The sequence below is a fragment of the Acidiphilium sp. AL genome, assembly GCF_025499445.1.
Taxonomy (GTDB): domain Bacteria; phylum Pseudomonadota; class Alphaproteobacteria; order Acetobacterales; family Acetobacteraceae; genus Acidiphilium; species Acidiphilium iwatense.
On the sequence record NZ_JAIMBZ010000002.1, the window covers coordinates 183,306 to 208,720 of the forward strand.

Below are 25,415 nucleotides of genomic sequence, written 5' to 3' on the forward strand. Positions count from 1 at the left end.
GTATCCGGGCGGTCAGCCCGGCAGCCCCAGCACGGTCCGGGCCAGGATGTTGCGCTGAATCTCGTTCGATCCGCCGTAGATCGTCACCGGACGCGCTTGCAGGAACAGGCCGGCGGGGTTGAGATCGCGGTTGCCCTCCATCGGCTCCAGTAGCCCCGCATTCTCGGCGGCGATCTCCAGCATCGTGTCGGTGATCCGCTGATAAAGCTCGCTCTGATGCAATTTGAGCATGGAAGCATCGGCCCCCGGCATCTCGCCGCGCCGCAGGATCTCCAAATAGGTTTCGTAAAGCGATGTATGATCGGCGAGGTCGAGCCGCAGGCCGGTATAGCGGTCCTGGAAGACGGGATCGTCCCAGCCCCCCATGCGCTGCGCCAGCAGGCGCAACCGCCCGAGCGCATAGGCCGACTGCTTCGGCGAGCCGATCATGACCCGCTCGAAGCCGAGCAGCGCCTTGGCCATGGTCCAGCCCTGGTTCACCGCGCCGACGAGATTGTCGTGCGGCACGCGCACGGTGTCGAAAAACACCTCGCAGAACTCGTCGTGCAGGTCGAGATTGACAATCGGTCGCACGGTAACGCCCGGCGCATCCATCGGGACCAGGAAAAAGCTGATGCCCTCCTGCTTCTTCGCGGCGCGGTCGGTGCGCGCGAGAACAAAGATCCAGTTTGCGTCGTTGGCCAGCGTGGTCCAGGTTTTCTGCCCGTTCAGCACCCAGTCCTCGCCCTCCCGCACCGCCGTGGTCGCGACGCTGGCGAGGTCGGAACCGGCATTCGGCTCACTATAGCCCTGGCACCAGATATGCTCGCCCGACAGAATTTTCGGCAGGAACCGGCTCTTCTGCGCTTCGGTGCCGTAGCGGATGAGCAGCGGGCCGAGCATGACGATGCCGTGGTCGTTGGTGCGCGCGACGCCGTGGCGTTCATATTCGTCGAGCATGATGAGCTGTTTCGCGGCCGAAAGCCCCATGCCGCCATGTTCGCGCGGCCAGCCCGGCGCCAGCCATCCTTTCTCCGCGAGCTTCAGATACCAGACCTTGTTGTCCCGCCAGTGCAGGCGCTTTGGCGGGTTGCGCAGCTCCGGCGGATAGGCTTCGCGGAGCCAGCGCCGCACCGCGAGTCGGAAATCCTCGTCGTCGAGCGCGTTCAAGTCAGTCATGGTCCGTCTCCGGCAGAAGGCGCGCATAGCGTGCGCGGTGCTCGGCGGCGCTGCCGTGCAGATTGGCCAGCACCATCGCCTTGCGCAGATAGAGACCGATATCGGCCTCGTCGGTGTAGCCGATCGCGCCATGCAACTGGATCGCCTGGCGCGTCACCAGCATCGATGCCGTGGCCGCACGGGCCTTGGCCCGCGAGACAGCAGCCGCGCGTGGCGCGGCCGGGCCGGCGGAATCAAGCGTCGCGGCGGCGCTCTCGACGCTGGCACGCGTGAGGGCGATCTGAATGCCGAGATCCGCCGCGCGGTGCTGCAGCGCCTGAAAACTGCCGATCGGCCGGCCGAATTGCCGGCGCGTGCACAAATAGTCGAGAGTCAGCGCGAAACTCCGCTCCATCGCGCCGAGCAGATAGGCGGCGAGCGCCAGGGCCGCCTCGTCCAGCGCCTCGTCCACCGCGTCTTCCGTCGCAGCCGCGACCGCCTCGGCCGGCGCATCGTCGAGCGAGAGCGTGCCGAAATGCCCGCCATCCTGGGTTCCGGCGATCTCAAGCGAAACGCCGGGCGCGTCGGCGCGCACCAGCGCGAGGCCATCATGTGTCGTAACCAGGAAGGCATCGGCACAGCTTGCCATCGGCACGAACAGCTTGCGGCCGGTGACGCGCCCGTCGCGCAGCGCGGCATCCCGCCCGGCGGCGATCGCGCCGGCGCGTTCCTGCCAGGCCGGCAGCACGATCCGCTCCCCGGCGAGCAGCGCTTCCAGCGCTTCGCCCCGCAGCAGCCGGGCCGCAAACGCGCCCTGGATTAGCGGCTCGGGGACCAGCCCGCGCCCAAGCTCCTCAACCAGGGCGCAGAATTCAGCCATCCCGAGCCCCGAGCCGCCTTCCGCTTCCGGCAGGCGCAGCCCCGGCCAGCCCATCGCGCACATCTCCCGCCAGACATCCCGATCGATGCCAGGCGCGCCGAAGCGCAGCGCCCGCACCCGGCGGAGATCGCCCGGCGGCACCACCGCCCCGGCGCTGTCGCGGATCATCCGCAGGTTTTCCGGCCGGTCGGCCGCCACGCTCACCGTTTCGGCCCTCCGTCCGGCGCGCGCTCGAACACGGCGCGTCCGTTGTTCACCACGATCTCGTCGCGTTCCAGGACGCGGGCTCGGAAGGAACCGTCCCGCCAGATTTCGGTGCGAATCGTCTCGCCCGGCAGCACCGGTGCGGAAAACCGCAGATCGAGGCTGCGGAAAGCGGTGGTGTCGTAATCCCCCAGAACGCGCAGCAGCGCATGGGCGACGACGCCAAGCGTGCACAACCCATGCAGGATCGGGCGCGGAAACCCTGCTTGCTCCGCAAAGGTGGGATCGGCATGCAGCGGATTGTCATCGCCATTCAGGCGGTAAAGGAGCGCCTGCTCCGGCCGGGTCGGCAGGTCCACGACGAATTCGGGTGCGCCCTCCGGCATCGGATGCGCCGGGCGCACGGGGCCGGACGGACCGCCAAATCCCCCATCGCCGCGCAGGAAGGTGGTGCTGCGCGTTAGCGCCAGCACATCACCGCTGGCGGCGTCGATCACCTGTTTCTCCGAATAGAGCAGCGCGCCGCGCCCCGCGCCCTTGTCCACCAGCCCGGTGATGCGGGTGCGGCCGATGACCTCGCCCTCCACCGGCAGCGGCCGGAGAATTTCCACGCTCTGCTCGCCGTGCACCACCCGCACGGCGTCCACGCCGGTACGCGGGTCGAGCAGCCAGAAGCCGGGATGGCCGAGCACGACAGGCATCGACGGCAAAACGCGCAACGTCCGGTGCTGATCGACGAAGTCGAGCTGCCGCGCGTCGAGCGGGTCCTGCCCGAGCCCTACCGAGAGCGCGTAGAGAATCGTGTCCCGCCGTGTCAGGCGCTGCCGGACATCCGGGATCGGGAAATTCAGAAGGTGGTCGGGATTGATCGTCATGGCGGTGCCTCCAGCTCCAGAACGGCATCGAGCGCGTAGGCCCCGCCACTATCCGGCATCGCGAGCACGGGGTTGAGCTCAACCGACAGCAGGCGCGGTCCGGCCCGGTGCGCGAAAACCGACAGCCGGGACAGCATCCGGGCCAGCGCACCGAGATCGGCGGGCGGCCTGCCGCGCGCGCCAAGCAGGAGCGGTGCACCACGAATACCGCTAATCATGTCCATCGCCTCCGCCTCGCCGAACGGGCAGCGGCGAAACGCGACATCGCGCAGGATTTCGACGAAAATACCGCCCAGGCCGAACATCGCGACCGGGCCGAAGACCGGATCGCGATGAATGCCGAGGATGCATTCCACGCCGCCGCGCAACTGCTTCGCCACCAGGACGCCGTCGATCCGCGCGGACGGCGCCGCCGCCTTCGCGCGCGCCAGCAGCGTGGCATAGCCGGCCCGCACTTCGGCTGCGTCACTGATATCGAGCAGCACGCCGCCGATTTCGGATTTGTGCTGAATATCGGGGGACAAAATCTTCATCACCACCGGAAAGCCGAGCGCCGCCGCCGCGGCAACCGCCGCTTCGGCGCTTGCACAGCTTTGTTCCGGCGCCGCTTCGATGCCGATTGCCGCGAGCAGCCGCTTGGCTCCGGCTTCGTCCGGCGAGCGATCCGGCAAGTCGATTGCGGGAACCGCAGGCAGCTTGCTGCCCGGACCGCGCGCGAAGGCGGCGCCGAAGCGGCCCATCGCATGAATCGCGACCGTCGCGCGGGTCGGGTCCTCGAAAACCGCGAAGCCGTCCGCCTCGTATTGCGCGACCAGTTCGGGCGACGCGAGAACCGAGAGGACATACAGCCGGTCTGGATGACGGTCGCGGACCGCGCTCAGTTCAGCGCGCAGCCGTGGCGCGATGGACCGCGCGCCGCCCGTGTGGGTGAAAAACGCGAGCACGGAACTGTAGCCGCCCTCGTCCACCATGGCCTCGGTGAACCGGCCAACCAACGACATGTCGTTAAAAACATGCGCCGTGCAGTCAACCGGATTCGCCGGCGATGCGAACGGCAGCAGGGTTTTGAGTCGCGCCTGGGTCTCCTGCGGCATCAGGGGCATGTCCAGACCCAGGGTCTCCGCCGCATCGCTGACCAGCACGCCGGCGCCACCGCTGACCGTAATCATGCCGAGCGTATTGCGCACCGGATAGACGCGGCGCGTCGCGAGATAGGCGATGTCCAGCATCTCCTCGGTGTTGCGCGCACGCACCGCACCGAACTCCGCCAGCACGGCGTCGGTCACCTCGTCGTCCCCCGCGATTGACGCCGTGTGGGAACGCGCGGCCGCCTGCCCGCGCTCGCTTCGCCCGGCCTTCATGATCACGACAGGCTTGTGCGCGGCACGCGCCGCCTCCAGCGCGGTCATGAAGCTGACCGCCTCGCGGATGCCTTCGGCATAGACGGCAATGACGTCGGTGTCCGGGTCTCGAACCATCCAGCCGATCACTTCGCCGACCGTCACGTCCGCCTCGTTTCCGGTGGTCACGCAAATCGGCGCGCCGATCCGCCGGTTCCGCGCGGCAGCGAAGACATGTGTGCCATAGGCACCCGACTGGCTGACGATGCCGATGCGGCCGGGAAGCGGATATCCGGTTTCGAGGCTGGCGGAAAATATCCCGTAAAACCCGATGCGCGCGTTGAACAGGCCGAGGACGTTGGGGCCGAGCAGCCGCATGCCGTGAACCCGCGCCGCAGCCAGAAGGCGATCCTGCGCCGCCGCGCCGTCGGCGCCGGTTTCGGCGAAGCCGGCGGCAAACACGATCGCCGCCTTCACGCCGCGCGCACCGAGATCGGCCACCGCCTGCTCCGCCGCCGCACCGGGGACCGCGACGATCGCGACATCCGGCACGCTCGGCATGGCATTCACCGAAGGATAGGCCGGCAGCCCCTGGATTTCCGTCCGGTTCGGATTGACCGGCAGGATCGCACCCCGGAAGCCCGCGTCGCGCATATAGGCGATCGGCCTGCCGCCGATCCGCGCGGGGTCGGAGGATGCCCCGATAATCGCGACCGAGCGCGGCGCGAGCAGCGCATCGAGCCCGATATCCCGATTCATTGCGTCACCGTCGCGGTACTGCCGAGCAGCGCCGTCACCTGGCTCGACAAGGTGCCCCCATTGCCGTGGCACAGCGCGACCTCGCAGCACGGAAGCTGCCGTTCGCCGGCATCGCCGCGCAACTGGGTGACCGCCTCGATAATCAGAAACATGCCGTACATGCCGGGATGCACGCAGGAGAGTCCGCCGCCATTGGTATTCACCGCGAGGCGCCCACCCGGCGCGATCGCGCCGTCCTGGACGAAGCGGCCGCCCTCACCCTTCGGACAGAAGCCAAGATCTTCAAGGAACAGGATCGTGTTGATGGTGAACGCATCGTAGAGCATGACCAGATCGACATCGCCAAGCGCGAGACCGGCCATCTCGAACGCGCGCGGACCGCTTTCCGCCGCCGCGGTGACGGTCAGATCGCGCATCTGCGCGATCGAGCGATGCGAATGCGCCCCGGCGGCACCGAGCAGGAAGGCCGGCTTTCGCTTCAGGTCGCGGGCGCGGTCGGCGCGGACCATCACGCAGGCTCCGCCGCCATCGGTGACGAGGCAGCAATCATATTTGGTCAGCGGATCGCTGATCATCCGGCTCGACAGCACATCTTCGCGCGACAGCTTGCCGCGCGCGAAGGCGTCTGGATTTTTGTTCGCCCATTGCCGCGCGGCAACGGCAACGTCCGCCAGCATCTCGCGCGTGGTACCGTACTGATACATGTGCCGGTTCGCCGCGAGCGCATAGGCGGTGATCGGATGGCGCGGCCGGTATGGCGCCTCGTGCCATTGGGTTTCGCTCATCGAAACCAGGCGGCCGCTGGCGGTGCGCTGATCCGACCCGTAGCAGATCAGCGCCGCATCACACAGCCCGGCATCGAGCGCGAGCGCCGCCTGCAGAAGATGCATTTCAAAAGATGCGCCGCCGATATTGGTTCCGTCGAAAAATCGCGGGCGGAGTCCGAGATATTCGGCGACCGACAGCGTCGGGAACGCGTGACTGCTGGTCGCGGCGAAAATGCCGTCGATATCCGCGAGACGGAGACCGGCATCGGCGATCGCGGCCAGCGACGCTTCGGCAAGCAGTTCCATGGCGGTACGGCCCGGTGCCTCGCCCAGGCCGGCCATGCCGATCCCCACGACGGCGGTACGCCCTCGCAATGCATGCGCCATCCTATTGCTCCCCGAGCACATCGAACACGATGAAAGCCTCGTCGCCTTCGGAAACGATCCGGGCCTTCACCCTGGTGCCGATCGCGACGTTCTCGACGCCGTCGATGCGGCTCATCAGGCGCGGCCCTTCGTCCAGTTCGACGATCGCGACATTGTAGTCTTCGTCCCGGCCGCGATTGACGGTGATGGCATGGACAATGCCGGTTCCAGCCGCTGCCACCCAGGCAAGATCGGTCTCGCCGGTTTCCGGCACGGCAACGCGCGGATAGAATATATAACGCCCTGTGGACCGGCTGCGCTGGATCATGAACCGTCCAGCGCGCAGATGCTCCCGGTATTGCGCCTGCGGCCCGTTACCGCTGGTGGCTGTGCTGGTCATGCATCCTCCCGATCCCGATGAGGTTTTGATGCGAATGGCACAAACGTGGCGTTCCTGCTTCTCAAGAGGCCTATAATTCTCATTGGAGAATGTCAATCTCTTAGGCGAATAACAGACCTTCCCATCGGGACACACCTATACCGAAGGCAATTCGTCGGTCCGGCGCACGCCCAGAGTGACGATCAGAATGGCGCAGATCACCATGAGTCCCGCGAGAAACCCGAAGGCGCCGCGCGCACCCCAGCTCGCCATCGCCGCCAGCACGACGTAAGGCGCGATCATGCCGCCGATATGACCGCCGCCATCGGCGATGCCCATGGCCGACGCGCGGACCCTGGTCGGAAATATCTCGGACGTATAGATATAGCCTACGCCGCAATTGAACAGGATGTTCAGCGCGACGAGCACGGCGCCGAGCACCATGACTGCCCCATTCCAGCTTGCCGCGAGGACCGCGAGCCCCACGGTGTAGGTGATGCTCGACAGGCCGAGCAGATAGCGTCTCGGAATCCGGTCCAGCAGAATGAGCGGCAGTGCGGCGCCGACCGGAAACGCAAGATCGCCCAGGGCGGTGAAGAGCAGTCCGTGCGGCTGCTGGATCGTCATTTTATCGAGCAGGACCGTCTCGAAACCCAGAAAACCATAGGTCGCGACATAGAACAGGGTCCAGTAGGTCGTGACCACCAGAACGCGCGATAGATAAGGCGGCCGGAACAGATCGACGAAGCTGACCGACATGGCGCTTGCAGGAAGCGCCACCTCGGCCGCTTTGTGGACATTCGTAATCACCACGCCGCGCGCTTGCAGCGTCGCCTCCATCTCCGAGACAACCCGTTGCGCCTCGTCGTATCGTCCTTTGGCGGCCAGCCAGCGCGGCGATTCCGGTAGCCAGTAGAGTAACGCTGCAGGAATCAACGCCAGAACACCGAATCCGAGCACCAGGCGCCAGCCGAAATCGCCTGTGGCCAGCAGCGCCATCGCGACGAACGGCGTCACCGCATCGCCGATACCGCCGGCGATGATGTTGCGCTGAATGTTACGTCCGCGCTGTGCACTCGGCGATAATTCGTTGATCATCGTCGCACTCAGCGAAATCTGCGCCCCGATGCCCATGCCGTTGAACAGCCTGAACACCGCAAGCGACGCGATGTTCCAGGACAGGCCGCACAGCACGGAGGATGCGGCGAGCAGAAGCATCGTCACCAGCAGGGTGTTGCGCCGGCCCCACGAATCCGCGAGATGCCCCAGGATGACGGCCCCGATGATGTAGCCGATCAAACTCGTCGTCAGTGGCAGCGCCTCTTCCGCGCCGCTCAGGTGCAGCGCATGCGCGATATTCGGCAATGTCGCGCCGATCGCGATGATGTCGTAGAACGAGAAGAAATATGCCGCGGCAAACACTGCTTTCCCAGCAAGCGTCAGCCCCCAGGCCGGCAGCCGGTCGATCCTGGCGCCGATTTCCGCCGCGCGGTCCTCATCGGCATGAGTCATGGTCGCACTGTTCATTTATCTCCCTTTGCGGCAAAATGGTTCTGCTTCTGATTGCGGCCCCGAACAGGTTGTTACCTGGAAACCGTCTGTCCTATTCTGGACAGAATCGCATCGCCTCCTCGATCGGCATCGTCCGCGCCTCGACGATGGCGCGCAGCGCCTCCGCATCGGGCCCTCTGTCCTCCAGTGCGAGCGGGTCGAATGGCATCAGCCGGTGCCGGACGACCAGGTGGCCGAGGGCGAGGCGCTGGAAATCCGGCGCCATCCGCGCGGCTTCCCAGGCCATGAAGACGGCGCTGCAGAGATGGTACAGGGCGCTGCCGGCCTGGCGGACCCGCTCCGTATCCTGGCGCTCGGCAACCCTGGTGACGGCACCGATGGTTTTGCCGATCAGGCGCCGCATCAGCGCGTCACTTGGCTCCGGCAGCGCCGCCTCGTCGAGCAGCCTGGCCAGATAGGCCGAGAGCGGCTCGAGGCAGGCTTCGCGGCGGGCGGCGCGCGCGATATCGAGCGCTACGATGTTGCTGGTGCCTTCCCAGATCGATCCGAGATGCGAATCGCGCACCAGCCTCGGATCGGACCATTCCTCGATGTAGCCGACCCCACCACGGACTTCCATCGCATCACCGGTCACCCGGCGCGCGTCGCGGCAGGCCCGGAACTTGATCAACGGGGTGAGAATGCGGACCAACTTGGCGGCCTCGGCATCGCCGGCATCGGCGCGATCGAGGCAGCGCGCGGTATGCATGAACATCGAGCGCGCTTGCTCGGCCGGCAGCAGGATTTTCGTCAGCTGCCGGAGCATCAGCGTCATGTCGGCCAGCTTCTGGCCGAAAGCGTGCCGCTCGCGTGCGACATGCAATGCCTCGGTCGCGGCGCGCCGCATCAGCCCGGCGGCGCGAACGCCATTGGACAGGCGTGACATGTTGATCATGTCCGCCATCTGATGAAACCCGCGACCGACCTCGCCAATCAGATAGGCCAAGGCGCCATCGAGCACGATTTCGCCGCTTGCCATCGAACGGCTGCCGAGCTTGTCCTTGAGACGGACGATCCGGTAGGAATTCCGCGCGCCGCCCTCCAGCACCTTCGGCATCAGGAACAGCGCGATCCCGGCAATGCCGTCGGCGGCACCCTCGGGCCGCGCCAGAACCATCGCGAGATCCGCATCGGGGTTAGAGCAAAACCATTTTTCGCCGTAAAGGCGCCATTCCCCGCCTTCGCGCACGGCGCGCGTCGCGATCCGGGCGACATCGGAGCCGGCGGCCTGCTCGGTCATGAACATCGCGCCCTGAAAAGCGGTGTCCGAATCGCGCGAAATCAGAAAGGGCAGATAGCGCCGGACCAGCTCTTCCGAACCGAAACGGCGCAGGGTCCGGGCCAGCGAGTCGGTCATGCTGAGTGGGCAGCAAAGTCCGAACTCAGCCTGGACGAAAAGAAAGGTCAGCGCATATTTGACCAGCGAAGGAATTCGCTCGCCGCGATGGCTCATGCCGGCAAGCCCCAGCTCGCCGAACGCAACGCGTTCAAGCGCCGTGTAGCTCGGATGCTTGACGATGCTCTGGATCGCCTCGCCCCGGCGGGTGCGATGCCGCAGAACCGGCGGGTTTTTGTCGGCGGTCAGAGCCCATTGGTCGAGCTCGTCGGAGGCGCGCTGGCCGAGATCGATCAGCGTCGGCTCAAGCGCCGAAAACCGGTCTTCCCCGAGATAGAGCCTGAGCAGGCCGGAGAAGACCGGATCACTGCGATAGAGATTGATCCCGCTGGCATCGGGAACGTTGTCATGTCCCGCCTGGGGTAGCGTCATCGGATGATCCATGCGCCAATCTCCTTGCCAAGGCCGAATATCGCCGGCTTCCCACCCGGTTCCCCCACCATGGGATGCCGCGTTCCGACCGGTTCGCGAGCAGGTCCGATGGCGATGACCTGCCAGGGACGATCTGCCCGTGATGGCCGCGCAGCGGCGAAAATCCATTGCATTTCACCTGAAAACGGCTCATATCCTTCTCCATAAAGAATGTCAATCGGAATCAAGAATGAAGTCGGAAAACAAAGTGCAGGGCGAGGTTGGCGCAGTCGTCCACGCGATCCGCATTCTCCGCCATCTGGCGGCAACGACGACTCCGCTCGGCGTCGCCGCCATCGCGCGCGAGACCGGCATCAATCCGAGCACCTGCTTCAATATCCTGCGAACCCTGGCGCGCGCGCGCTTCGTCGCGTTCCGGGACGGCGACAAGACCTACACGCTCGGGATGGCGGTGGCGGAACTCGCCACCGGGCTGGTCGGGCTGCGCCATGCCGAGCTGATCCGGCCGGAGCTGGAACGGCTCGCGCTCAATTACGACATGCTCCTGGTCCTGTGGCGCATCAGCGAGGACGGCCATATCGCCCTGATCGACCGCGCGCATAGCGAAACGGCGGTGCGTGTCGAGATGCGCCTCGGGCTGCGTCTGCCCGCGCTGGTCGGCGCCGTCGGGCGCTGCGTCGCCGCGGCGCTCGACCTGCCGGTGGCCGAATTGCGGCGGCGCTTCGCCACGCTCCGCTGGCAGAACCCGCCGACCTTCGAAAGCTACCGGGCCGATATCGCCCGCGCCGGGATCGACGGCTGGGCGATCGACGACGGCCAGCTCTATCGCGGCCTGCAGACGGTGGCGTCGATCGTTACCGACGAGACCGGGCAGCCGCGCTTCGGCCTCAGCGGCATCACCATCGCGGACCAGCACGGGCACGAAATCCTTGTGCGGCTCGGCGCCGATCTCCACGAGGTCGCCACCATCACCAGCGCGTCGCTCTACCCGTCCGTCTCTCGCATCGCCGGAATGCTGCAATCGTAGGTGGTGCCGGGTGAGGGATTTGAACCCCCGGCCTTCGGTTTACAAAACCGCTGCACTACCGCTGTGCTAACCCGGCATCAGGTCGCTTCTTATCACGACCGCCTCCCGGTTCCACCCCTTGCAGGCCCGGCCAACCCGGTTTATACGCCCGCCATTGCCGGTGGGGCCATAGCTCAGTTGGGAGAGCGCCTGAATGGCATTCAGGAGGTCGGCGGTTCGATTCCGCTTGGCTCCACCAATTAAATCAATGATTTTTACCCCCTCTTGTATACAGGGCATTTGTCATTGCCCCCCGGCGGACCCGGTGAGCAGGCACAGTGTGACGAGTTTAAGCTCATCACACTCAACTCTTTGTTTGGGCGCGCAATTAAACGGCTGTGCTGGATCGCTCCGCGATGCCATCAAATGCCGTATTGCCAAGTGTTCCGTTTCGGAAATTCATAGCACGCTATCGGGCAATGCAAACGAATTTCCGAAACGATAGAACTTTACAACAAAATTACGCGGATCGGCGCCGAAGGACAATCGGATATGTGGGCAGGTCAGTCGCCGCTACTCGGCCGGACCACCAGGTTGGAGGATGGCAAATGGCATTCCTGTGCGGCGGAGGTGACGGCACCATTATCCACCCGATCATAAACCTCCTGCACGTGATTGCTGATCGAATTGGTCGACGAATTCGCCGTGATATCGCCGCTTTGCAGGCTCGGCGCCGCGACGACATACACCGTGCCGCCCAGCTTTTTCTGCAACTGGCTCTGACAATAGAGCACGGTCTGGCGGGAGGCCGGCTTCAGCCCCGACAAAAACGTGGCATTGTCGGCCTTGGCGGCACTGGCGGTTGTGGGGGCGCCGCCCATCCCCGAGGAGCAGGCGGCGAGAAGAAGGGCGGCCGGCAGGCCGAAGAATGTCAGTTTTGTCATGCCGTGACGATAACGCGGCGCGCATGGATTGCAACGAAAAAGGCGCAGCCGGAGCCGCGCCTTTCGCTAACCTCAAGCGTTCGTGAGATGGTCAGGCGGCCTGATCGGCCGCCTCACCCTCACCTTCCTTGGCTTCCGGCTTCGGCCCGCTATCCTGCCCCTTAGCCGCTGGATCGCGCTCGACCAGTTCAATCACCGCCATATCGGCGGCGTCGCCGTAGCGCATTCCAGCCTTGAGCACGCGGGTATAGCCGCCCTGCCGCGCCTTGTAACGCTCGGCCAGGGTGGCGAACAATTTGCTCACGATCACGTCGTCGCGCAGCATCGCGTGGGCCTGACGGCGCGCATGCAGCCCGCCGCGCTTGCCCAGAGTGATGAGTTTCTCCGCGACCGGCCGGAGCTCCTTGGCCTTCGGCAGGGTGGTGGTGATCTGCTCGTGCTTCAGCAGGGCCACCGCCATGTTGCGGAACATGGCAGCGCGGTGGGACGTGGTGACACCGAGTTTACGTCCTGCAACACCGTGACGCATTTGGGTTACTCCAGATCAGAAAAAAGTCGAAACCAACGACAAAGGCGAAAGCGCGATCAGAACGGCTGGTCGGACCGCTTGATCAGATCCTCGATATTCTCGGGCGGCCAGTCAGGCACCGACATCCCGAGGCTGAGCCCCATGGCGGTGAGCACTTCCTTGATCTCGTTCAGCGATTTGCGGCCGAAATTCGGCGTGCGCAGCATCTCCTGCTCGGATTTCTGCACCAGATCGCCGATATAGACGATATTGTCGTTCTTCAGGCAATTGGCCGACCGGACCGACAATTCGAGTTCGTCGACCTTGCGCAGCAGATTCGGATTGAACGGCAGTTCCGGGCGCGGCTCTTCCGAGCGCAGTCGCTGCGGCTCCTCGAAATTGATGAACATGCCAAGTTGGTCCTGCAGGATGCGGGCGGCCAGCGCCACCGCATCCTCGGGCGTAACCGCCCCGTTGGTCTCCACCTGAAGGATCAGCCGGTCATAGTCGGTCACCTGACCCACGCGGGTCGGCTCGATCCGGTAGGAAACCCGCCGCACCGGGGAATAGATCGCATCGACCGGGATCAGCCCGATCGGCGCATCTTCCGGGCGGTTCGCCGACGCCGCCACGTAACCGCGCCCGACATCGACGGTGAATTCCATGCCCAGGGTCGCACCGTCGTCCAGCGTGCACAGCACCAGATCGGGGTTCATGATCTCGATATCATGGCCAACCTGGATCTGCCCCGCGGTGACTTCGCCCGGCCCCTTCGCCGTCAGCGTCATTCGTTTCGGCCCGTCGCCATGCATCCGCACCGCGATCTGCTTGATGTTCAGGACGATGTCCGTCACGTCCTCGCGCACGCCGGCGATCGAGGAGAATTCGTGCAGAACCCCGTCGATCCTCACCGACGTCACCGCGGCGCCATGCAACGAGGAGAGCAGAATCCGGCGCAGCGCGTTGCCGAGCGTCACGCCGAAGCCGCGCTCCAGCGGCTCGGCGATGATCGTGGCGGCACGCATGTCGTCGGCGCCCGGCTCGATATCCAGCTTTTCCGGCTTGCGCAGCAACTGCCAGTTCCGCTGCATCGCCAAATGCGTATCTTTCAACATCAACCCCTCCGGTCGGACGACAGCATCGCCCCTACCTTCCGAAAACCCGTAACCTCATCCACCTGGCCGCGACAACCGAGCGCGATCAGGTCGATCGGTCCTGAATCAAACGCGGCGCCGTTTGCGTGGGCGGCATCCGTTATGCGGAATCGGCGTCAGATCGCGGATCGCGGTGATCGAGAACCCGATCGTCTGCAACGCCCGCAACGCGCTCTCGCGGCCCGAACCGGGACCGCTGACCTCGATTTCCAAGGTCTCCATGCCATGCTCGCGCGCCTTTCGCCCGGCATCCTCGGCGGCGACCTGCGCCGCATAGGGCGTCGATTTCCGGCTGCCCTTGAAGCCCTGGCTGCCAGCCGACGACCACGAGATCGCGTTGCCCTGCGCGTCGGTGATCGTCACCATCGTGTTGTTGAAGCTCGCGAGCACATGCGCGACGCCCGAGCTGATGTTCTTGCGTTCCTTGCGGCGGGGGCGCGTGGCGGCTGGTTTGGCCATGAAATATCCTGTCTTTCTCGCGATCCGGCCGGCACTGCGAAGCCGGGCCGGATCAATCCGTCATCCGTGTTGCGCCCATGCGTCGAGCACGGGCCGAAGGGCTACTTCGTGACCTTCTTCTTGCCGGCGATCGCCACCGCCTTGCCCTTGCGGGTGCGGGCGTTGGTGTGGGTGCGCTGGCCGCGCACCGGCAGCCCCTTGCGGTGACGCAGGCCGCGATAGCAGCCGAGATCGACCAGCCGCTTGATGTTCATCGCGACTTCGCGGCGCAGATCGCCCTCGACCCGGTAATCCCGGTCGATCAGTTCGCGGATTTTCAGGATCTCGTCGTCGGAGAGCTGATTGACGCGCTTGTCGTCGGCAATGCCGAGCGTGGCGCAGATACTCTGCGCCTTGGTGGGCCCGATACCATAGATATAGCGCAGGCTGATCAGCACGCGCTTGTTCGAAGGGATGTTTACGCCGGCAATACGCGCCACGCTTGCTGCTCCTCGGTCTCCGGCGGCAATGCCGCTCGGACTTTTGCGTCGATGAACGGCTTGGGTTTCACGCGGCGTAGCCGCCAAACCTCGGCCTGAATAAAGCGCGGCGCCCCGCAAGGGAGCGCCGCTGATGGCGTTCATTATCGCCGGGGGACGGTTGAGTCAATCGACGGACATCAATTTTTCGTGAAACCGCCGGTCCCGCCCGCACGACCGCCGGTTTCAGCCGGCGGTGGCGGCTTCGGGCTCGGCGACCCCGGCCTGGCGCAGCGCCGCCTCGATCGCCTCGGTCACCTCGTCGAGTTCCGCCATGCCGTCGACCGCATAAAGCCGTCCTTTCGCCTTGTAATACGGCAGGATCGGCGCCGTCTGCTCGTTATAGGCGGCGAAGCGCCGCTTCACCGTGGCTTCGTTGTCGTCCGCCCGATGCACGAACTCATGGCCGCCGCATTTGTCGCAAACTCCCGGCTTCGCCGGCGGGTGGAACCTCCGGTGATAGCCGGCGCCGCAATGCGCGCAGGAAAACCGCCCGGCGATCCGCTCGACCAGCATGTCCTCGTCGACCTTCAGCAGGATGACCGCGTCGAGACCGAGTTGCTTCTCCGCCAGCATCGCATCCAGCGCCTCCGCCTGCGGCACCGTGCGCGGAAACCCGTCGAGAATGAAGCCATGCCGGCAATCGGGCCGGGCCAGCCGGTTGCGCAGCATTTCGATAATCAGGTCGTCGGAGACGAGCTGTCCCGCCTCCATCACCGCCTTCGCTTCGCGCCCCAGCGGCGTGCCCGCCTTCACCTCGGCGCGCAGCATGTCGCCGGTGGCGATCTGCGCCGCGCGATACCGATCCTGCAGGATCTTCGCCTGCGTGCCCTTGCCGGCACCCGGTGGTCCCAACAGAATGATCTTCATCGCGTTCGCGCTCTCCCACGGCCCTTTCGGATCAGGCCTTCATATTGATGTGCCAGAAGATGAGACTGGATTTGCGCGACCGTGTCCATCGTCACCGACACCACGATCAGCAGCGAGGTGCCGCCGAAATAATAGCCGGCGGCAAGATCGAACTGGCCGATCAGGAATTGCGGGATCAGACACACGATCACCAGATACACCGCGCCGATCGTGGTCAGCCGGGTCAGCACCGTGTCAAAATATTTCGCGGTGTTCGCTCCGGGCCGGATACCGGGCACAAACCCCCCGTATTTCTTGAGATTGTCCGCGGTTTCCTCGGGATTGAACACAACGGCGGTATAGAAATACGAGAAGAAAACGATCAGGGCGGCATAAAGAAGCATGTAGCCCGGCTGGCCGTTGGACAGTTCGCGCGCGAGAAACTGCAGCCAGCCCGGTCCGGTGCCGTGGCTGAAGCCGATGATCGTCGCCGGAATCAGCAGCAGCGAGCTTGCGAAAATCGGCGGGATCACCCCCGAGGTATTCACCTTCATCGGCAGATGCGATGCATCGCCGCCGAACATCCGGTTGCCGACCTGGCGCTTCGGATACTGGATCAGCACCCGGCGCTGCGCGCGCTCCATGAACACCACGAAGGCGACGACCACCAGGGCCAGCACGAAAAACCCGATCACGAAGCCGGTGGACAATCCGCCGGTCGCGCCAAGCTGCAGCACGCTCGCGATCGCCCCCGGAAACGCCGCGACGATGCCCGAGAAAATGATCAGGCTCGACCCGTTGCCGATCCCGCGCGAGGTGATCTGTTCGCCGAGCCACATCAGGAACACCGTGCCTCCGGTCAGCGTGATCACCGTGGTGATCAGGAAGAACGCGCCGGGGTCGAGCACGGCGGGGCCGACCGAACTCCTGATATGTTCCAGTCCGATCGCGATGCCGTAGGACTGCATCAGCGCGATCAGCACGGTCAGGTAACGGGTATACTGGTTGAGCTTCTGCTGGCCGGACTGGCCTTCCTTTTTCAGCGTCTCCAGCGAGGGCACCGCCGCCTGCATCAACTGCATGATGATCGACGCCGAGATATAGGGCATGATGTTCAGCGCGAACACGGTCATCCGCCCCAGCGCGCCGCCGGTGAACATGTTGAACATGCCGAGCACGCCGCCGCCGTTCTGCGCGAGCATATGCTCCATCACCACCGCATCGACGCCGGGGATCGGGATGTAGGTGCCAAGCCGGAACACGATCAGCGCCCCGAGGGTGAACCAGATCCGTTTTTTCAGATCGGTCGCCTTGGACAGCGTCTCCAGGTTCAGGCTCGATGCAAGCTGCTCAGCGGCGGACGCCATGGATATCCCTCATCAGACGGGTCGCGAACCGACCCCGAAAAAGCGAACGGCGCCCCGGCCTGTGAAAACTCACGACCAGATGGCGCCGTTCGTCATATGCATTCTGCCGCAACCATGCGTGCGACGGCAAGAGCGGTTAAGCGGCGTCCTGTCCGGCCTTGGCAACCAGTGTCTTCACCGAACCGCCCGCCTGCTCGATCGCCGCGATCGCCGAGGCCGACGCGCCGGACACCTCGATCTCGACCTTCGCGCCGATCTCACCCCGGCCGAGCAGGCGAACGCCCGAAACTTTCGGGCCGCCGAACACGCCGGCCTCGCGCAGGATCGCTTCGGTGATCGGTTTGCCGGCATCGAGCTTGCCGGCATCGATCAGGGCCGCCAGCGTGCCGATATTGAGCGGCGCGTATTCGCGGCGGTTGATGTTGGTGAAGCCGCGCTTCGGCAGCCGGCGATAGATCGGGAGCTGACCACCCTCGAAGCCGTTCAGCGCCACGCCCTCGCGCGCCTTCTGGCCCTTGACGCCTTTGCCCGATGTCTTGCCCTTGCCCGAGCCGATGCCGCGCCCGAGCCGCTTGGACTTCGGCCGCGCACCCGCATTGTCGCGCAATTCATTGAGTTTCATTTACGCCAGCTCCTCGACCTTCAGGAGATGCGCGACCTTCTTGATCCGGCCGAGCGTCTCCGGCGTCGCCGCCATTTCGCGGCTTGCATGCATGTGGCGCAGTCCGAGCCCGACCAGGGTTTCCTTCTGGCCCGGCTTGCGGCCGATCGCCGATCCGGTCTGGGTGATCTTGACCCGCCTGACCGCGTCCTTCGTTGTTTCAGGCATCGACGGTCGCCTCCTTCTCGCGCTTGCCGAACAGATCGGCGACCTTCTTGCCGCGCCTTGTCGCCACGCTGCGCGGGCTCGCGCAATTGGTCAGCGCGGCAACCGTCGCCTTGACCATGTTGTGCGGGTTGCGGCTGCCGAGCGATTTCGCCACCACGTCGCCGATCCCGAGCGTCTCGAACACCGCGCGCATCGGTCCGCCGGCGATGATCCCGGTGCCGGCCGGCGCCGAGCGCAGCACGACATGCCCCGCGCCGTAGCGTCCCTCGACGTCGTGATGCAGCGTGCGGCCTTCCTTCATCGGCACCCGGACCATGCCGCGCTTGGCACGTTCCGTCGCCTTGCGGATCGCCTCGGGTACTTCCTTGGCCTTGCCGGCGCCGAAGCCGACCCGGCCCTTCTGGTCGCCCACCACGACGAGGGCCGCGAAGGCGAAGCGCCGACCGCCTTTGACCACTTTGGCGACGCGATTGATGGTAACCAGCTTGTCGATCAGCTCGTCGCCATCACGATCCCGTTCGCGCTCGCGCTCGCGGCCCCGGCCTTCTCTCGATTCCCGTGCCATGCAATGCTCCTCAGAAGTCCAAACCGCTCTCGCGAGCGGCTTCGGCCAGGGCTTTCACCCGGCCATGATACATATAAGCGCCGCGATCGAACACGACCTGGGTGATCCCGGCCGCCTTTGCGCGCTCCGCGACGAGCTTGCCGACCGCCGCGGCCGCCACCCGGTCCGCGCCGGTGCGCAACTCCACGCGCAGCCCGGCATCGAGCGAGGATGCCGCGGCGAGCGTGCGCCCGGCCGCATCGTCGATGATCTGGGCATAGATGTGCTTGCCCGAACGAAACACCGAAAGCCGGGGCCTGCCGCCGGATTTCTGGCGCAACTGATAGCGCAGCCGTTGCCGGCGCCGCGCCTCTTTGTCCTGAACAGCGCTCATTACTTCTTCTTGCCTTCCTTACGCCGGATCGCCTCGCCCTCGAACTTCACGCCCTTGCCCTTATAGGGTTCGGGCGGCCGGAACGCGCGGATCTCGGCCGCGACCTGACCGACGAGACGCTTGTCGATGCCCTCGACCTTGATCGTGGTCGGCTTCTCGCAGGTGATCTTGATGCCCTTCGGCACCGGATACACCACATCGTGCGAGAACCCCAGATTCATCACCAGGTTGCCGCCCTGCACCGAGGCGCGGAAACCCGTGCCGGTGATTTCCATGGTCTTGGCGTAGCCCTGCGACACGCCGTGAACCATGTTGGCGACGATGGCGCGGGTAGTGCCCCACATCATGCGGGACGCCGCCTCTTTCGATTTCGGCGTGACCGAGAGCTTGCCGTCCTCGACCTTCGTCTCGACCTTGTCGGACACCGGAACCGCCAGCTCGCCGAGCCTGCCTTTCGCGGTCAGAATGCCGTCGACGATCGTGATCGCCACACCCTGCGGGAGCATAACCGGATATTTACCAACGCGTGACATGATGCTGCCTCCTCAGAAGACGCGGCAGAGCACTTCGCCGCCGACATTGGCAGCGCGCGCTTCGACATCGCTCATCACGCCGCGCGGCGTGGACAGGATCGAAATCCCGAGTCCGGCATAAACGCGCGGCAACTCGCGGATCTTGGAATAGACCCGGCGGCCAGGTCGCGAAATCCGGGTGATTTCCTTGATCACCGGCTCACCCTCGCTGTATTTCAGCTCGATGCGCAACTGCGCGACACCGGGGCGCAATTCCTCCTTCGAGAAACCGCGGATGAACCCTTCGCGCTTCAGCACGTCGAGCACGTTGGCGCGCAAATGCGACGCCGGAGCGACGCACACCGTCTGGCGGGCGCGCTGGGCATTGCGGATACGGGTGAGCATGTCACCCAACGGATCGGACATCGACATGGCTTTGCCCCCTTACCAGCTCGCCTTGACCATGCCGGGGATCTGCCCGGCACTGGCCAAGTCGCGCAACGCAATGCGGCACAGCTTGAACTTGCGGTAATTGCCGCGCGAACGGCCGGTCAGCTCGCAGCGCAGCCGCACCCGCACTTTCGCGCCGTTGCGCGGCAGCCGAGCGAGTTTCAGCGTCGCGTCGAACCGATCCTCGACCGGCAGGCTGCGATCCATCACGATCGCCTTCAGCGCCGCGCGCTTGCCCTGATCGCGCGCCGCCAGCTTCGCCCGCCGATTATTCCGATTGACCTGAGAGGTCTTTGCCATCGTCTGTTACCCTCCGGAACCTGCCGGCATGACCCGGCGGTTTTCCATGAAACTGATTACGCGTTCGCCCACGCCGTTCAATTCGCGAACGGCAGGTTGAACCCCTTGAGTAGCGCCTTCGCCTCGGCGTCGCTCTTCGCGGTGGTCACGAACACGATGTCCATGCCGCGCACCGTATCGACCTTGTCGTAGGCGATCTCTGGGAACACGATCTGCTCCTTGAGGCCCATCGCGAAATTGCCGCGCCCGTCGAATCCCTTGCCGGTAATTCCACGGAAATCCCGCACGCGCGGCAGCGCTATGGTGACCAGCCGATCGAGAAACTCGTACATCCGGGCCTGGCGCAGCGTCACCTTGCAGCCGATCGGCAGGCCTTTCCGAATTTTGAAGCCGGCGATCGCCTTCTTGGCGATGGTCTTCACCGGCTTCTGCCCGGAAATCAGCGCGAGTTCGGCAACCGCCGAGTCGAGTTTCTTCTGATCGGCGGCGGCTTCGCCGACGCCCATGTTGATCACGATCTTTTCCAGCTTCGGCACCTGCATCACGTTGCCGTAACCGAATTCCTTCTGCAACGCCGCACGCACCACCTCGTTATAGTGCTGGTGCATCCGGGTCTTGGCACTCGCCTCGCTCATCGTTTCATCCTCAACCGTCGATCACGGAGTTGCTTTTCCGCGCAACCCGGACCTTGCGACCATCATCGAGCACGCGGAAACCGACGCGGGTCGGCTTCTTCGTCTCGGGGTCGATCAACGCGATATTCGAAAGATGCACCGGCATCTCCTTCTGGACGATGCCGCCCGGCTCGCCCATGCCGCGCGGCTTGGTGTGCCGCTTCGCGATCGCGACACCCTGCACCACGGCGCGGTTCTCCGCCGGCAGCACCCGCAGCACCTCGCCCTGGCGCCCCTTATTCGCGCCCGCGATCACGACGACCGTGTCGCCCTTACGGATTCGTGCGGCCATGGTCAGAGCACCTCCGGCGCCAGGCTGATGATCTTCATGAACTTGCGCGCGCGCAATTCGCGCGTCACCGGCCCGAAGATGCGGGTGCCGATCGGCTCCATCTGCTTGTTGATCAGCACCGCCGCGTTGCGGTCGAAGCGGATCACGCTGCCGTCGTTGCGCCGCACCGGATAGGCGGTGCGCACGATGACGGCCTGATGCACGTCGCCCTTCTTCACTTTGCCGCGCGGAATCGCATCCTTCACGGACACCACGATCACATCGCCGACCGATGCCGTGCGACGCTTCGATCCGCCCAGCACCTTGATGCACTGGACGCGGCGCGCCCCGGAATTGTCGGCGACATCGAGATTGGATTCGACGATGATCATGTCAGGCCCCCTGCGGCGCTTCGGCCGGCGCTGCGGCCAGCGTCTCGCCGTTCCGCGCCGTCACCAGCCAGGTCTTGCGCTTGCTGATCGGCGGGCATTCCTCGATGCGCACGAGGTCGCCGATCGCGCACAGATTGGCTTCGTCATGCGCCGCGTATTTCTTCGAGCGGCGGATGAATTTCTTGTAGAGCGGATGCATGACGCGACGCTCGACAAGAACCGTCACGGTCTTGTCCATCTTGTCACTCACGACCCGCCCGGTCAGGACGCGCTTCGGCATCGTATCGAACCCCTCAAGCCTTCTGGGCGGCGCGCGCGCGCGCCGCCATGATCGTCTTCACCCGCGCGACATCGCGCCGGATTTTCCGCACCTGGCTGGTATTCTCCTGCTGGCCGGTGGCCCGCTGGAACCGCAGGTTGAGCTGCTCGCGCTTCAGGTCGAGCAGCATCGCATCGAGTTCGTCCGGCGTCTTGACCCGGATATCGGTCGCCTTGGTCATCTCACGCCTCCCCGATCCGGGTGATGATCTTGGTCTTGACCGGCAGCTTCGCGGCACCCAGCGTCAGCGCCTCGCGCGCGATTCCCTCGGGAACGCCGTCGATCTCGAACATGATCCGGCCCGGATGCACCCGCGCCACCCAGAATTCCGGGCTGCCCTTGCCCGAGCCCATGCGCACCTCGGCCGGCTTGGTCGAAACCGGCACATCCGGGAAGATCCTGATCCACACCCGGCCCGCGCGCTTCATCTGGCGGGTGATCGCGCGGCGCGCCGCCTCGATCTGGCGCGCGGTAATCCGCTCCGGCTCCATCGCCTTCAGGCCGAAGGCGCCGAAATTGAGTTGCGTGTTCCCCTTGGCCAGGCCGTGGATACGGCCCTTATGCGCCTTGCGGAACTTGGTTCGCTTCGGTTGCAGCATTGTTCCCTAACTCCCGCTCAGCGCTGCGGCGCCTGTTCGGCGGCCCGCTTGTCCTGCGCCAGCGGATCATGCGCCATGATCTCGCCCTTGAAGATCCACACCTTGACGCCGCAAGTGCCATAGGTGGTCTTCGCCGTCGCCGTGCCGAAATCGATATCCGCGCGCAGCGTGTGCAGCGGCACCCGCCCTTCGCGATACCATTCCATCCGCGCGATCTCGGCGCCGCCAAGCCGTCCGCCGCAATTGATTCTGATCCCCTGCGCGCCGAGCCGCATCGCCGACTGAACGGCGCGCTTCATCGCGCGGCGGAACGCGACGCGGCGCTCCAGTTGCTGGGCGATGTTCTGCGCCACCAGAACCGCGTCGATCTCGGGCTTGCGGATCTCGACGATATTCAGCGACACATCGGCTTTCGCCATCGCCGACAATTCTTTTTTCAGAACGTCGATGTCCTGGCCCTTCTTGCCGATCACCACGCCCGGCCGCGCGGCATAGATCGTCACCCGCGGCTTCTTCGCCGGGCGCTCGATCAGCACCTTCGAGATGCCCGCGCCGTGCAAACGTTTGGTCAGATGGTCGCGCAGCTCGAGATCGTCGTGCAGCAACTTCGCGTAATCCGCGCCGGCGAACCAGCGGCTGTCCCAGGTGCGGTTGATGCCGAGCCTGAGCCCGATCGGATTGACTTTATGACCCATTACGCCTGCGCCCCTTCATTCGTCTCCGCACCCGGCTTGGTCCGCCCGGCCGCAGATCCCTTTATCCGCGCGCTCTCCGCACGCCGCTCCGCCTTCGTCACGATGTCGCGCTCGGCGACGACGATGCGCAGATGGCTGAACCATTTCTCCACCCGCGCCGCCTTGCCGCGGCCGCGCGCCTGGAACCGGCGCATGACGATGCCGCGCCCGACCTCCGCCGTGGTGACGACCAGCCGGTCGACATCGAGCTGATGATTGTTCTCCGCGTTGGCCACCGCGCTCTGCAGCAGCTTCTTCACGTCCTGGGCGATGCGCCGCTTGCTGAAGGTCAGCGCCGCGATCGCGCGTCCGGCCGGCAGGTTGCGGATCGATGCCGCGACCACGTTCAGCTTGCGCGGGCTGACGCGAATATTGCGCAGCACCGCCTCGGCCTCGGTCTCGGCGAGCATGCGCGGATGATTGGGCTTGCTCATGTCAGCCTCGCTTCGCCTTCTTGTCGGCCGAGTGGCCGGTGAACGTGCGGGTCGGCGAGAATTCGCCGAACTTGTGGCCCACCATGTTCTCGTTGACCTGAACCGGCAGAAACTTCCGGCCGTTATAGACGCCGAAGGTCAGGCCGACGAATTGCGGCAGGATCGTCGAGCGGCGCGACCAGATCTTGATGATCTCGTTGCGGCCCGAAGCGCGTGACGCTTCCGCCTTGTTGAGCATATACCCGTCCACGAACGGGCCTTTCCAAACCGAGCGTGCCATCGATCAGCCCTTTCCGCTCTTGCGGCGCCGGATGATCAGACCATCCGTCCGTTTGTTCGAGCGCGTCTTGTATCCCTTGGTCGGCTTGCCCCACGGCGTCACCGGATGACGGCCGCCCGAGGTCCGGCCCTCGCCGCCGCCCAGCGGATGATCGACCGGGTTCATCGACACGCCGCGGTTATGCGGCCGGCGGCCGAGCCAGCGATTGCGCCCGGCCTTGCCGAGCTGCTGGTTCGAATGATCCGGGTTCGACACCGCCCCGATCGAGGCCATGCATTCGCCGCGCACCAGGCGCAGCTCGCCGGACATCAGCTTGACCTGGGCATAGCCCTGATCCTTGCCGACCAGCTGGGCGAAGGTTCCGGCGGAACGCGCCATCTTGCCGCCCGCGCCCGGCTTCATCTCGATATTGTGGATGATCGTGCCGACCGGGATTGCCGACAACGGCATCGCATTGCCCGGCTTGATATCCACCCGCGCGCCCGACACCACCTGGTCGCCCACCTTCAGGCGCTGCGGTGCCAGGATATAGGCCAGCTCGCCGTCGGCATATTTGATCAGGGCCAGAAACGCCGAACGATTCGGATCGTATTCCAGCCGCTCGATTGTCGCCGCCACGTCGAACTTGCGGCGCTTGAAATCGACCAGGCGATAGGTGCGCTTATGTCCGCCGCCCCGGAAATAGCTGGTCGTGCGGCCATGATTGTTGCGCCCGCCGGTGGAGTGCTTGCCCTCGGTCAAACCCTTGACCGGCTTGCCCTTCCACAGCTCGCTGCGATCGACCAGAACGGTGCCGCGCAGGCTCGCCGTCACCGGCTTGAAATGCTTGAGTGCCATGGTTCAGCCCCGCCTCACGCCAGCCGCGTGGTGAAATCGATCGACTGGCCCTCGGCCAGCGTCACGAACGCCTTCTTCACATCCGAGCGCTTGCCCGGACGCCCCTTGAAGCGCTTCGCCTTGCCCTTCTGGATCAGGGTGTTCACGCCGGTCACCTTGACGCCGAACAGCCCTTCCACCGCCGCCTTGATCCCCGGCTTGGTCGCGTCGATCGCGACCTTGAAACCGACCTGATTGCGCTCGGACAAAGCCGTCGCCTTCTCGGTGATCAGCGGCCCGCGAATGATGTCGAACATCGCCTCGCGCGACAGCGCCGGCTTTTTCGCCGACGCGGTCTTTTTTGCGGTCTCGCTCATGCCGCGATCTCCTCATGCCCGGCATCGCCGTTCAGGCGGCGCTTCAGCCCTTCGAGCCCGGCCGTGGTGATCGCCAGAATATCGTGGCGCAGAATGTCGTAGACATTCGCCCCCACCACCGGCAGCACGTCGATGCCGACCAGATTGCGGCTGGCTCTGGCGAATCCGTCATCGACCACCGCATCGACGATCAGCGCGCGGCCCCAGCCCAGCTTCTTGATCTTGCCGTTCAGCTCACCGGTCTTGGTGACGCCGGCGACCGTGTCGAGCACCACCAGCTTGCCCTCCGCCGCCTTCTGCGACAGCGCCGAAATCAGGCCCAGCCGGCGCACCTTCTTGTTCAGCGAATAGCCATGGTCGCGCACCACCGGCCCGTGAACCACGCCGCCGGTGCGAAACTGCGGCGCGCGCAGCGAACCCTGACGGGCATTGCCGGTGCCCTTCTGGCGATACGGTTTCTTCGTGGTGCCCTGAACCTCGCCCATGCCCTTGGTCTTGTGGGTGCCGGCGCGGCGTTTCGCGAGCTGCCAATGCACCACCCGCGCCATGATGTCGGCACGCGGCTTCGCGCCGAAAAACGCGTCCGGCAGGTCGGCCTTGCCCAGCTTGCCTTTATCGTCGGTCCCGGCATCGAGCGTGGTGATATCGATTTCCATGAC

At 65.1% G+C, this 25,415-nt stretch carries 35 protein-coding genes and 2 tRNA genes; 2 read left to right on the forward strand and 35 right to left on the reverse strand.

The window, feature by feature from the left end; all coding sequences use genetic code 11:
* Positions 1-12: 12 nt before the first annotated feature.
* The 8 genes from AiwAL_RS02260 to AiwAL_RS02295 all read right to left on the reverse strand — a co-directional run bounded on the left by AiwAL_RS02260 (position 13) and on the right by AiwAL_RS02295 (position 10,038).
* Entirely contained in the window at positions 13-1,158 is a 1,146-nt protein-coding gene (locus tag AiwAL_RS02260; protein WP_235702648.1) for an acyl-CoA dehydrogenase family protein, read from the reverse strand.
* Positions 1,151-2,221: an acyl-CoA dehydrogenase family protein gene (locus tag AiwAL_RS02265; protein ID WP_262312026.1), complete on the reverse strand. Its 1,071-nt coding sequence runs from the start codon at positions 2,219-2,221 to the stop codon at positions 1,151-1,153. Before AiwAL_RS02265 ends, AiwAL_RS02260 begins: the two co-directional genes overlap by 8 nt.
* A complete protein-coding gene (locus tag AiwAL_RS02270; protein ID WP_262312027.1) occupies positions 2,218-3,096 on the reverse strand; it encodes a MaoC/PaaZ C-terminal domain-containing protein in 879 nt (292 codons plus the stop codon). Before AiwAL_RS02270 ends, AiwAL_RS02265 begins: the two co-directional genes overlap by 4 nt.
* On the reverse strand, positions 3,093-5,195 hold the full coding sequence (locus AiwAL_RS02275; RefSeq protein ID WP_262312028.1) for an acetate--CoA ligase family protein: 2,103 nt from the start codon (positions 5,193-5,195) through the stop codon (positions 3,093-3,095). Before AiwAL_RS02275 ends, AiwAL_RS02270 begins: the two co-directional genes overlap by 4 nt.
* On the reverse strand, positions 5,192-6,349 hold the full coding sequence (locus AiwAL_RS02280; protein ID WP_262312029.1) for a thiolase: 1,158 nt from the start codon (positions 6,347-6,349) through the stop codon (positions 5,192-5,194). Before AiwAL_RS02280 ends, AiwAL_RS02275 begins: the two co-directional genes overlap by 4 nt.
* A gap of 1 nt (position 6,350) precedes the next feature.
* Positions 6,351-6,728, reverse strand: coding sequence for a Zn-ribbon domain-containing OB-fold protein (locus AiwAL_RS02285; protein ID WP_262312030.1), 378 nt, complete (start codon positions 6,726-6,728; stop codon positions 6,351-6,353).
* Positions 6,729-6,863: 135 nt separating this feature from the next.
* Positions 6,864-8,234, reverse strand: a complete 1,371-nt coding sequence (locus tag AiwAL_RS02290; RefSeq protein ID WP_262312031.1) for an MFS transporter — start codon at positions 8,232-8,234, stop codon at positions 6,864-6,866.
* A gap of 76 nt (positions 8,235-8,310) precedes the next feature.
* Positions 8,311-10,038, reverse strand: coding sequence for an acyl-CoA dehydrogenase family protein (locus tag AiwAL_RS02295; RefSeq protein WP_235702655.1), 1,728 nt, complete (start codon positions 10,036-10,038; stop codon positions 8,311-8,313).
* A gap of 217 nt (positions 10,039-10,255) precedes the next feature.
* On the opposite strand from AiwAL_RS02295, the gene AiwAL_RS02300 reads away from it, so the two are divergent.
* Entirely contained in the window at positions 10,256-11,053 is a 798-nt protein-coding gene (locus AiwAL_RS02300) for an IclR family transcriptional regulator (RefSeq protein WP_235702656.1), read from the forward strand.
* Position 11,054: 1 nt separating this feature from the next.
* On the opposite strand, the gene AiwAL_RS02305 is transcribed toward AiwAL_RS02300, so the two are convergent.
* Positions 11,055-11,129 (reverse strand) — tRNA-Thr (locus tag AiwAL_RS02305).
* Positions 11,130-11,215: 86 nt separating this feature from the next.
* Between AiwAL_RS02305 and AiwAL_RS02310 the strand changes: the two genes are divergently transcribed.
* Positions 11,216-11,291 (forward strand) — tRNA-Ala (locus tag AiwAL_RS02310).
* 304 nt (positions 11,292-11,595) lie between these two features.
* On the opposite strand, the gene AiwAL_RS02315 is transcribed toward AiwAL_RS02310, so the two are convergent.
* From AiwAL_RS02315 to rplD, 26 genes are all read right to left on the reverse strand, one after another.
* The gene (locus AiwAL_RS02315) at positions 11,596-11,976 is read right to left on the reverse strand and encodes a hypothetical protein (RefSeq protein ID WP_262312032.1); all 381 of its coding nucleotides are present in this window, start codon (positions 11,974-11,976) and stop codon (positions 11,596-11,598) included.
* A gap of 91 nt (positions 11,977-12,067) precedes the next feature.
* A complete protein-coding gene (rplQ, locus tag AiwAL_RS02320; protein ID WP_235702658.1) occupies positions 12,068-12,505 on the reverse strand; it encodes a 50S ribosomal protein L17 in 438 nt (145 codons plus the stop codon).
* A 56-nt stretch (positions 12,506-12,561) separates the two neighbouring features.
* Positions 12,562-13,581: a DNA-directed RNA polymerase subunit alpha gene (locus tag AiwAL_RS02325; RefSeq protein WP_235702762.1), complete on the reverse strand. Its 1,020-nt coding sequence runs from the start codon at positions 13,579-13,581 to the stop codon at positions 12,562-12,564.
* A 123-nt stretch (positions 13,582-13,704) separates the two neighbouring features.
* Positions 13,705-14,097: a 30S ribosomal protein S11 gene (gene rpsK, locus AiwAL_RS02330; RefSeq protein WP_235702659.1), complete on the reverse strand. Its 393-nt coding sequence runs from the start codon at positions 14,095-14,097 to the stop codon at positions 13,705-13,707.
* 101 nt (positions 14,098-14,198) lie between these two features.
* The gene (gene rpsM, locus AiwAL_RS02335) at positions 14,199-14,576 is read right to left on the reverse strand and encodes a 30S ribosomal protein S13 (RefSeq protein WP_235702763.1); all 378 of its coding nucleotides are present in this window, start codon (positions 14,574-14,576) and stop codon (positions 14,199-14,201) included.
* 225 nt (positions 14,577-14,801) lie between these two features.
* Positions 14,802-15,485 (reverse strand): adenylate kinase, encoded by a 684-nt coding sequence (locus tag AiwAL_RS02340; RefSeq protein WP_235702660.1) that lies wholly within the window; start codon positions 15,483-15,485, stop codon positions 14,802-14,804.
* Positions 15,482-16,831 (reverse strand): preprotein translocase subunit SecY, encoded by a 1,350-nt coding sequence (gene secY / locus AiwAL_RS02345; protein WP_235702661.1) that lies wholly within the window; start codon positions 16,829-16,831, stop codon positions 15,482-15,484. The genes AiwAL_RS02340 and secY overlap by 4 nt, the downstream gene beginning before the upstream one ends.
* Before the next feature lie 136 nt (positions 16,832-16,967).
* The gene (rplO, locus tag AiwAL_RS02350; RefSeq protein ID WP_235702662.1) at positions 16,968-17,453 is read right to left on the reverse strand and encodes a 50S ribosomal protein L15; all 486 of its coding nucleotides are present in this window, start codon (positions 17,451-17,453) and stop codon (positions 16,968-16,970) included.
* Positions 17,454-17,660: a 50S ribosomal protein L30 gene (gene rpmD / locus AiwAL_RS02355; RefSeq protein WP_235702663.1), complete on the reverse strand. Its 207-nt coding sequence runs from the start codon at positions 17,658-17,660 to the stop codon at positions 17,454-17,456.
* Positions 17,653-18,225, reverse strand: a complete 573-nt coding sequence (gene rpsE, locus AiwAL_RS02360) for a 30S ribosomal protein S5 (RefSeq protein ID WP_235702664.1) — start codon at positions 18,223-18,225, stop codon at positions 17,653-17,655. The genes rpmD and rpsE overlap by 8 nt, the downstream gene beginning before the upstream one ends.
* A 10-nt stretch (positions 18,226-18,235) precedes the next feature.
* On the reverse strand, positions 18,236-18,598 hold the full coding sequence (gene rplR, locus AiwAL_RS02365) for a 50S ribosomal protein L18 (protein WP_235702665.1): 363 nt from the start codon (positions 18,596-18,598) through the stop codon (positions 18,236-18,238).
* A complete protein-coding gene (gene rplF, locus AiwAL_RS02370; RefSeq protein WP_235702666.1) occupies positions 18,598-19,131 on the reverse strand; it encodes a 50S ribosomal protein L6 in 534 nt (177 codons plus the stop codon). Before rplF ends, rplR begins: the two co-directional genes overlap by 1 nt.
* A 12-nt stretch (positions 19,132-19,143) precedes the next feature.
* Positions 19,144-19,542 (reverse strand): 30S ribosomal protein S8, encoded by a 399-nt coding sequence (gene rpsH / locus AiwAL_RS02375; RefSeq protein WP_235702667.1) that lies wholly within the window; start codon positions 19,540-19,542, stop codon positions 19,144-19,146.
* Positions 19,543-19,554: 12 nt separating this feature from the next.
* A complete protein-coding gene (rpsN, locus tag AiwAL_RS02380) occupies positions 19,555-19,860 on the reverse strand; it encodes a 30S ribosomal protein S14 (RefSeq protein WP_235702668.1) in 306 nt (101 codons plus the stop codon).
* Positions 19,861-19,937: 77 nt separating this feature from the next.
* Positions 19,938-20,495 (reverse strand): 50S ribosomal protein L5, encoded by a 558-nt coding sequence (rplE, locus tag AiwAL_RS02385; protein WP_235702669.1) that lies wholly within the window; start codon positions 20,493-20,495, stop codon positions 19,938-19,940.
* A gap of 10 nt (positions 20,496-20,505) precedes the next feature.
* The gene (gene rplX / locus AiwAL_RS02390; RefSeq protein ID WP_235702670.1) at positions 20,506-20,826 is read right to left on the reverse strand and encodes a 50S ribosomal protein L24; all 321 of its coding nucleotides are present in this window, start codon (positions 20,824-20,826) and stop codon (positions 20,506-20,508) included.
* A gap of 2 nt (positions 20,827-20,828) precedes the next feature.
* Complete coding sequence (rplN, locus tag AiwAL_RS02395) at positions 20,829-21,197, reverse strand: 50S ribosomal protein L14 (RefSeq protein WP_235702671.1); 369 nt, start codon at positions 21,195-21,197, stop codon at positions 20,829-20,831.
* A 1-nt stretch (position 21,198) separates the two neighbouring features.
* A complete protein-coding gene (gene rpsQ / locus AiwAL_RS02400; protein ID WP_235702672.1) occupies positions 21,199-21,477 on the reverse strand; it encodes a 30S ribosomal protein S17 in 279 nt (92 codons plus the stop codon).
* 13 nt (positions 21,478-21,490) lie between these two features.
* Positions 21,491-21,697: a 50S ribosomal protein L29 gene (rpmC, locus tag AiwAL_RS02405; protein WP_235702673.1), complete on the reverse strand. Its 207-nt coding sequence runs from the start codon at positions 21,695-21,697 to the stop codon at positions 21,491-21,493.
* 1 nt (position 21,698) lies between these two features.
* On the reverse strand, positions 21,699-22,115 hold the full coding sequence (gene rplP / locus AiwAL_RS02410; protein WP_262312033.1) for a 50S ribosomal protein L16: 417 nt from the start codon (positions 22,113-22,115) through the stop codon (positions 21,699-21,701).
* A gap of 17 nt (positions 22,116-22,132) precedes the next feature.
* A complete protein-coding gene (rpsC, locus tag AiwAL_RS02415; RefSeq protein WP_235702675.1) occupies positions 22,133-22,810 on the reverse strand; it encodes a 30S ribosomal protein S3 in 678 nt (225 codons plus the stop codon).
* Positions 22,810-23,283: a 50S ribosomal protein L22 gene (rplV, locus tag AiwAL_RS02420; RefSeq protein WP_235702676.1), complete on the reverse strand. Its 474-nt coding sequence runs from the start codon at positions 23,281-23,283 to the stop codon at positions 22,810-22,812. The genes rpsC and rplV overlap by 1 nt, the downstream gene beginning before the upstream one ends.
* Before the next feature lies 1 nt (position 23,284).
* Positions 23,285-23,563, reverse strand: coding sequence for a 30S ribosomal protein S19 (gene rpsS / locus AiwAL_RS02425; protein ID WP_235702677.1), 279 nt, complete (start codon positions 23,561-23,563; stop codon positions 23,285-23,287).
* 3 nt (positions 23,564-23,566) lie between these two features.
* On the reverse strand, positions 23,567-24,400 hold the full coding sequence (gene rplB / locus AiwAL_RS02430; RefSeq protein ID WP_235702678.1) for a 50S ribosomal protein L2: 834 nt from the start codon (positions 24,398-24,400) through the stop codon (positions 23,567-23,569).
* A gap of 14 nt (positions 24,401-24,414) precedes the next feature.
* Positions 24,415-24,711 carry a 50S ribosomal protein L23 gene (locus AiwAL_RS02435; RefSeq protein ID WP_235702764.1) on the reverse strand — a complete coding sequence of 99 codons (297 nt, stop codon included), beginning with the start codon at positions 24,709-24,711 and terminating at the stop codon, positions 24,415-24,417.
* A gap of 41 nt (positions 24,712-24,752) precedes the next feature.
* Positions 24,753-25,412 carry a 50S ribosomal protein L4 gene (rplD, locus tag AiwAL_RS02440; RefSeq protein ID WP_235702679.1) on the reverse strand — a complete coding sequence of 220 codons (660 nt, stop codon included), beginning with the start codon at positions 25,410-25,412 and terminating at the stop codon, positions 24,753-24,755.
* Positions 25,413-25,415: the final 3 nt, after the last annotated feature.

Excerpts from the sequence above, each read along its gene's own strand:
- AiwAL_RS02260 (WP_235702648.1), bottom strand. The coding sequence starts at position 1,158 with ATGACTGACTTGAACGCGCTCGACGACGAGGATTTCCGACTCGCGGTG.
- AiwAL_RS02270 (WP_262312027.1), bottom strand. The coding sequence starts at position 3,096 with ATGACGATCAATCCCGACCACCTTCTGAATTTCCCGATCCCGGATGTC.
- AiwAL_RS02275 (WP_262312028.1), bottom strand. The coding sequence starts at position 5,195 with ATGAATCGGGATATCGGGCTCGATGCGCTGCTCGCGCCGCGCTCGGTC.
- AiwAL_RS02280 (WP_262312029.1), bottom strand. The coding sequence starts at position 6,349 with ATGGCGCATGCATTGCGAGGGCGTACCGCCGTCGTGGGGATCGGCATG.
- AiwAL_RS02285 (WP_262312030.1), bottom strand. The coding sequence starts at position 6,728 with ATGACCAGCACAGCCACCAGCGGTAACGGGCCGCAGGCGCAATACCGG.
- AiwAL_RS02290 (WP_262312031.1), bottom strand. The coding sequence starts at position 8,234 with ATGAACAGTGCGACCATGACTCATGCCGATGAGGACCGCGCGGCGGAA.
- AiwAL_RS02295 (WP_235702655.1), bottom strand. The coding sequence starts at position 10,038 with ATGGATCATCCGATGACGCTACCCCAGGCGGGACATGACAACGTTCCC.
- AiwAL_RS02300 (WP_235702656.1), top strand. The coding sequence starts at position 10,256 with ATGAAGTCGGAAAACAAAGTGCAGGGCGAGGTTGGCGCAGTCGTCCAC.
- AiwAL_RS02315 (WP_262312032.1), bottom strand. The coding sequence starts at position 11,976 with ATGACAAAACTGACATTCTTCGGCCTGCCGGCCGCCCTTCTTCTCGCC.
- rplQ (WP_235702658.1), bottom strand. The coding sequence starts at position 12,505 with ATGCGTCACGGTGTTGCAGGACGTAAACTCGGTGTCACCACGTCCCAC.
- rpsK (WP_235702659.1), bottom strand. The coding sequence starts at position 14,097 with ATGGCCAAACCAGCCGCCACGCGCCCCCGCCGCAAGGAACGCAAGAAC.
- AiwAL_RS02340 (WP_235702660.1), bottom strand. The coding sequence starts at position 15,485 with ATGAAGATCATTCTGTTGGGACCACCGGGTGCCGGCAAGGGCACGCAG.
- secY (WP_235702661.1), bottom strand. The coding sequence starts at position 16,831 with ATGGCGTCCGCCGCTGAGCAGCTTGCATCGAGCCTGAACCTGGAGACG.
- rplO (WP_235702662.1), bottom strand. The coding sequence starts at position 17,453 with ATGAAACTCAATGAATTGCGCGACAATGCGGGTGCGCGGCCGAAGTCC.
- rpmD (WP_235702663.1), bottom strand. The coding sequence starts at position 17,660 with ATGCCTGAAACAACGAAGGACGCGGTCAGGCGGGTCAAGATCACCCAG.
- rpsE (WP_235702664.1), bottom strand. The coding sequence starts at position 18,225 with ATGGCACGGGAATCGAGAGAAGGCCGGGGCCGCGAGCGCGAGCGCGAA.
- rplR (WP_235702665.1), bottom strand. The coding sequence starts at position 18,598 with ATGAGCGCTGTTCAGGACAAAGAGGCGCGGCGCCGGCAACGGCTGCGC.
- rplF (WP_235702666.1), bottom strand. The coding sequence starts at position 19,131 with ATGTCACGCGTTGGTAAATATCCGGTTATGCTCCCGCAGGGTGTGGCG.
- rpsH (WP_235702667.1), bottom strand. The coding sequence starts at position 19,542 with ATGTCGATGTCCGATCCGTTGGGTGACATGCTCACCCGTATCCGCAAT.
- rpsN (WP_235702668.1), bottom strand. The coding sequence starts at position 19,860 with ATGGCAAAGACCTCTCAGGTCAATCGGAATAATCGGCGGGCGAAGCTG.
- rplE (WP_235702669.1), bottom strand. The coding sequence starts at position 20,495 with ATGAGCGAGGCGAGTGCCAAGACCCGGATGCACCAGCACTATAACGAG.
- rplX (WP_235702670.1), bottom strand. The coding sequence starts at position 20,826 with ATGGCCGCACGAATCCGTAAGGGCGACACGGTCGTCGTGATCGCGGGC.
- rplN (WP_235702671.1), bottom strand. The coding sequence starts at position 21,197 with ATGATCATCGTCGAATCCAATCTCGATGTCGCCGACAATTCCGGGGCG.
- rpsQ (WP_235702672.1), bottom strand. The coding sequence starts at position 21,477 with ATGCCGAAGCGCGTCCTGACCGGGCGGGTCGTGAGTGACAAGATGGAC.
- rpmC (WP_235702673.1), bottom strand. The coding sequence starts at position 21,697 with ATGACCAAGGCGACCGATATCCGGGTCAAGACGCCGGACGAACTCGAT.
- rplP (WP_262312033.1), bottom strand. The coding sequence starts at position 22,115 with ATGCTGCAACCGAAGCGAACCAAGTTCCGCAAGGCGCATAAGGGCCGT.
- rpsC (WP_235702675.1), bottom strand. The coding sequence starts at position 22,810 with ATGGGTCATAAAGTCAATCCGATCGGGCTCAGGCTCGGCATCAACCGC.
- rplV (WP_235702676.1), bottom strand. The coding sequence starts at position 23,283 with ATGAGCAAGCCCAATCATCCGCGCATGCTCGCCGAGACCGAGGCCGAG.
- rpsS (WP_235702677.1), bottom strand. The coding sequence starts at position 23,563 with ATGGCACGCTCGGTTTGGAAAGGCCCGTTCGTGGACGGGTATATGCTC.
- rplB (WP_235702678.1), bottom strand. The coding sequence starts at position 24,400 with ATGGCACTCAAGCATTTCAAGCCGGTGACGGCGAGCCTGCGCGGCACC.
- rplD (WP_235702679.1), bottom strand. The coding sequence starts at position 25,412 with ATGGAAATCGATATCACCACGCTCGATGCCGGGACCGACGATAAAGGC.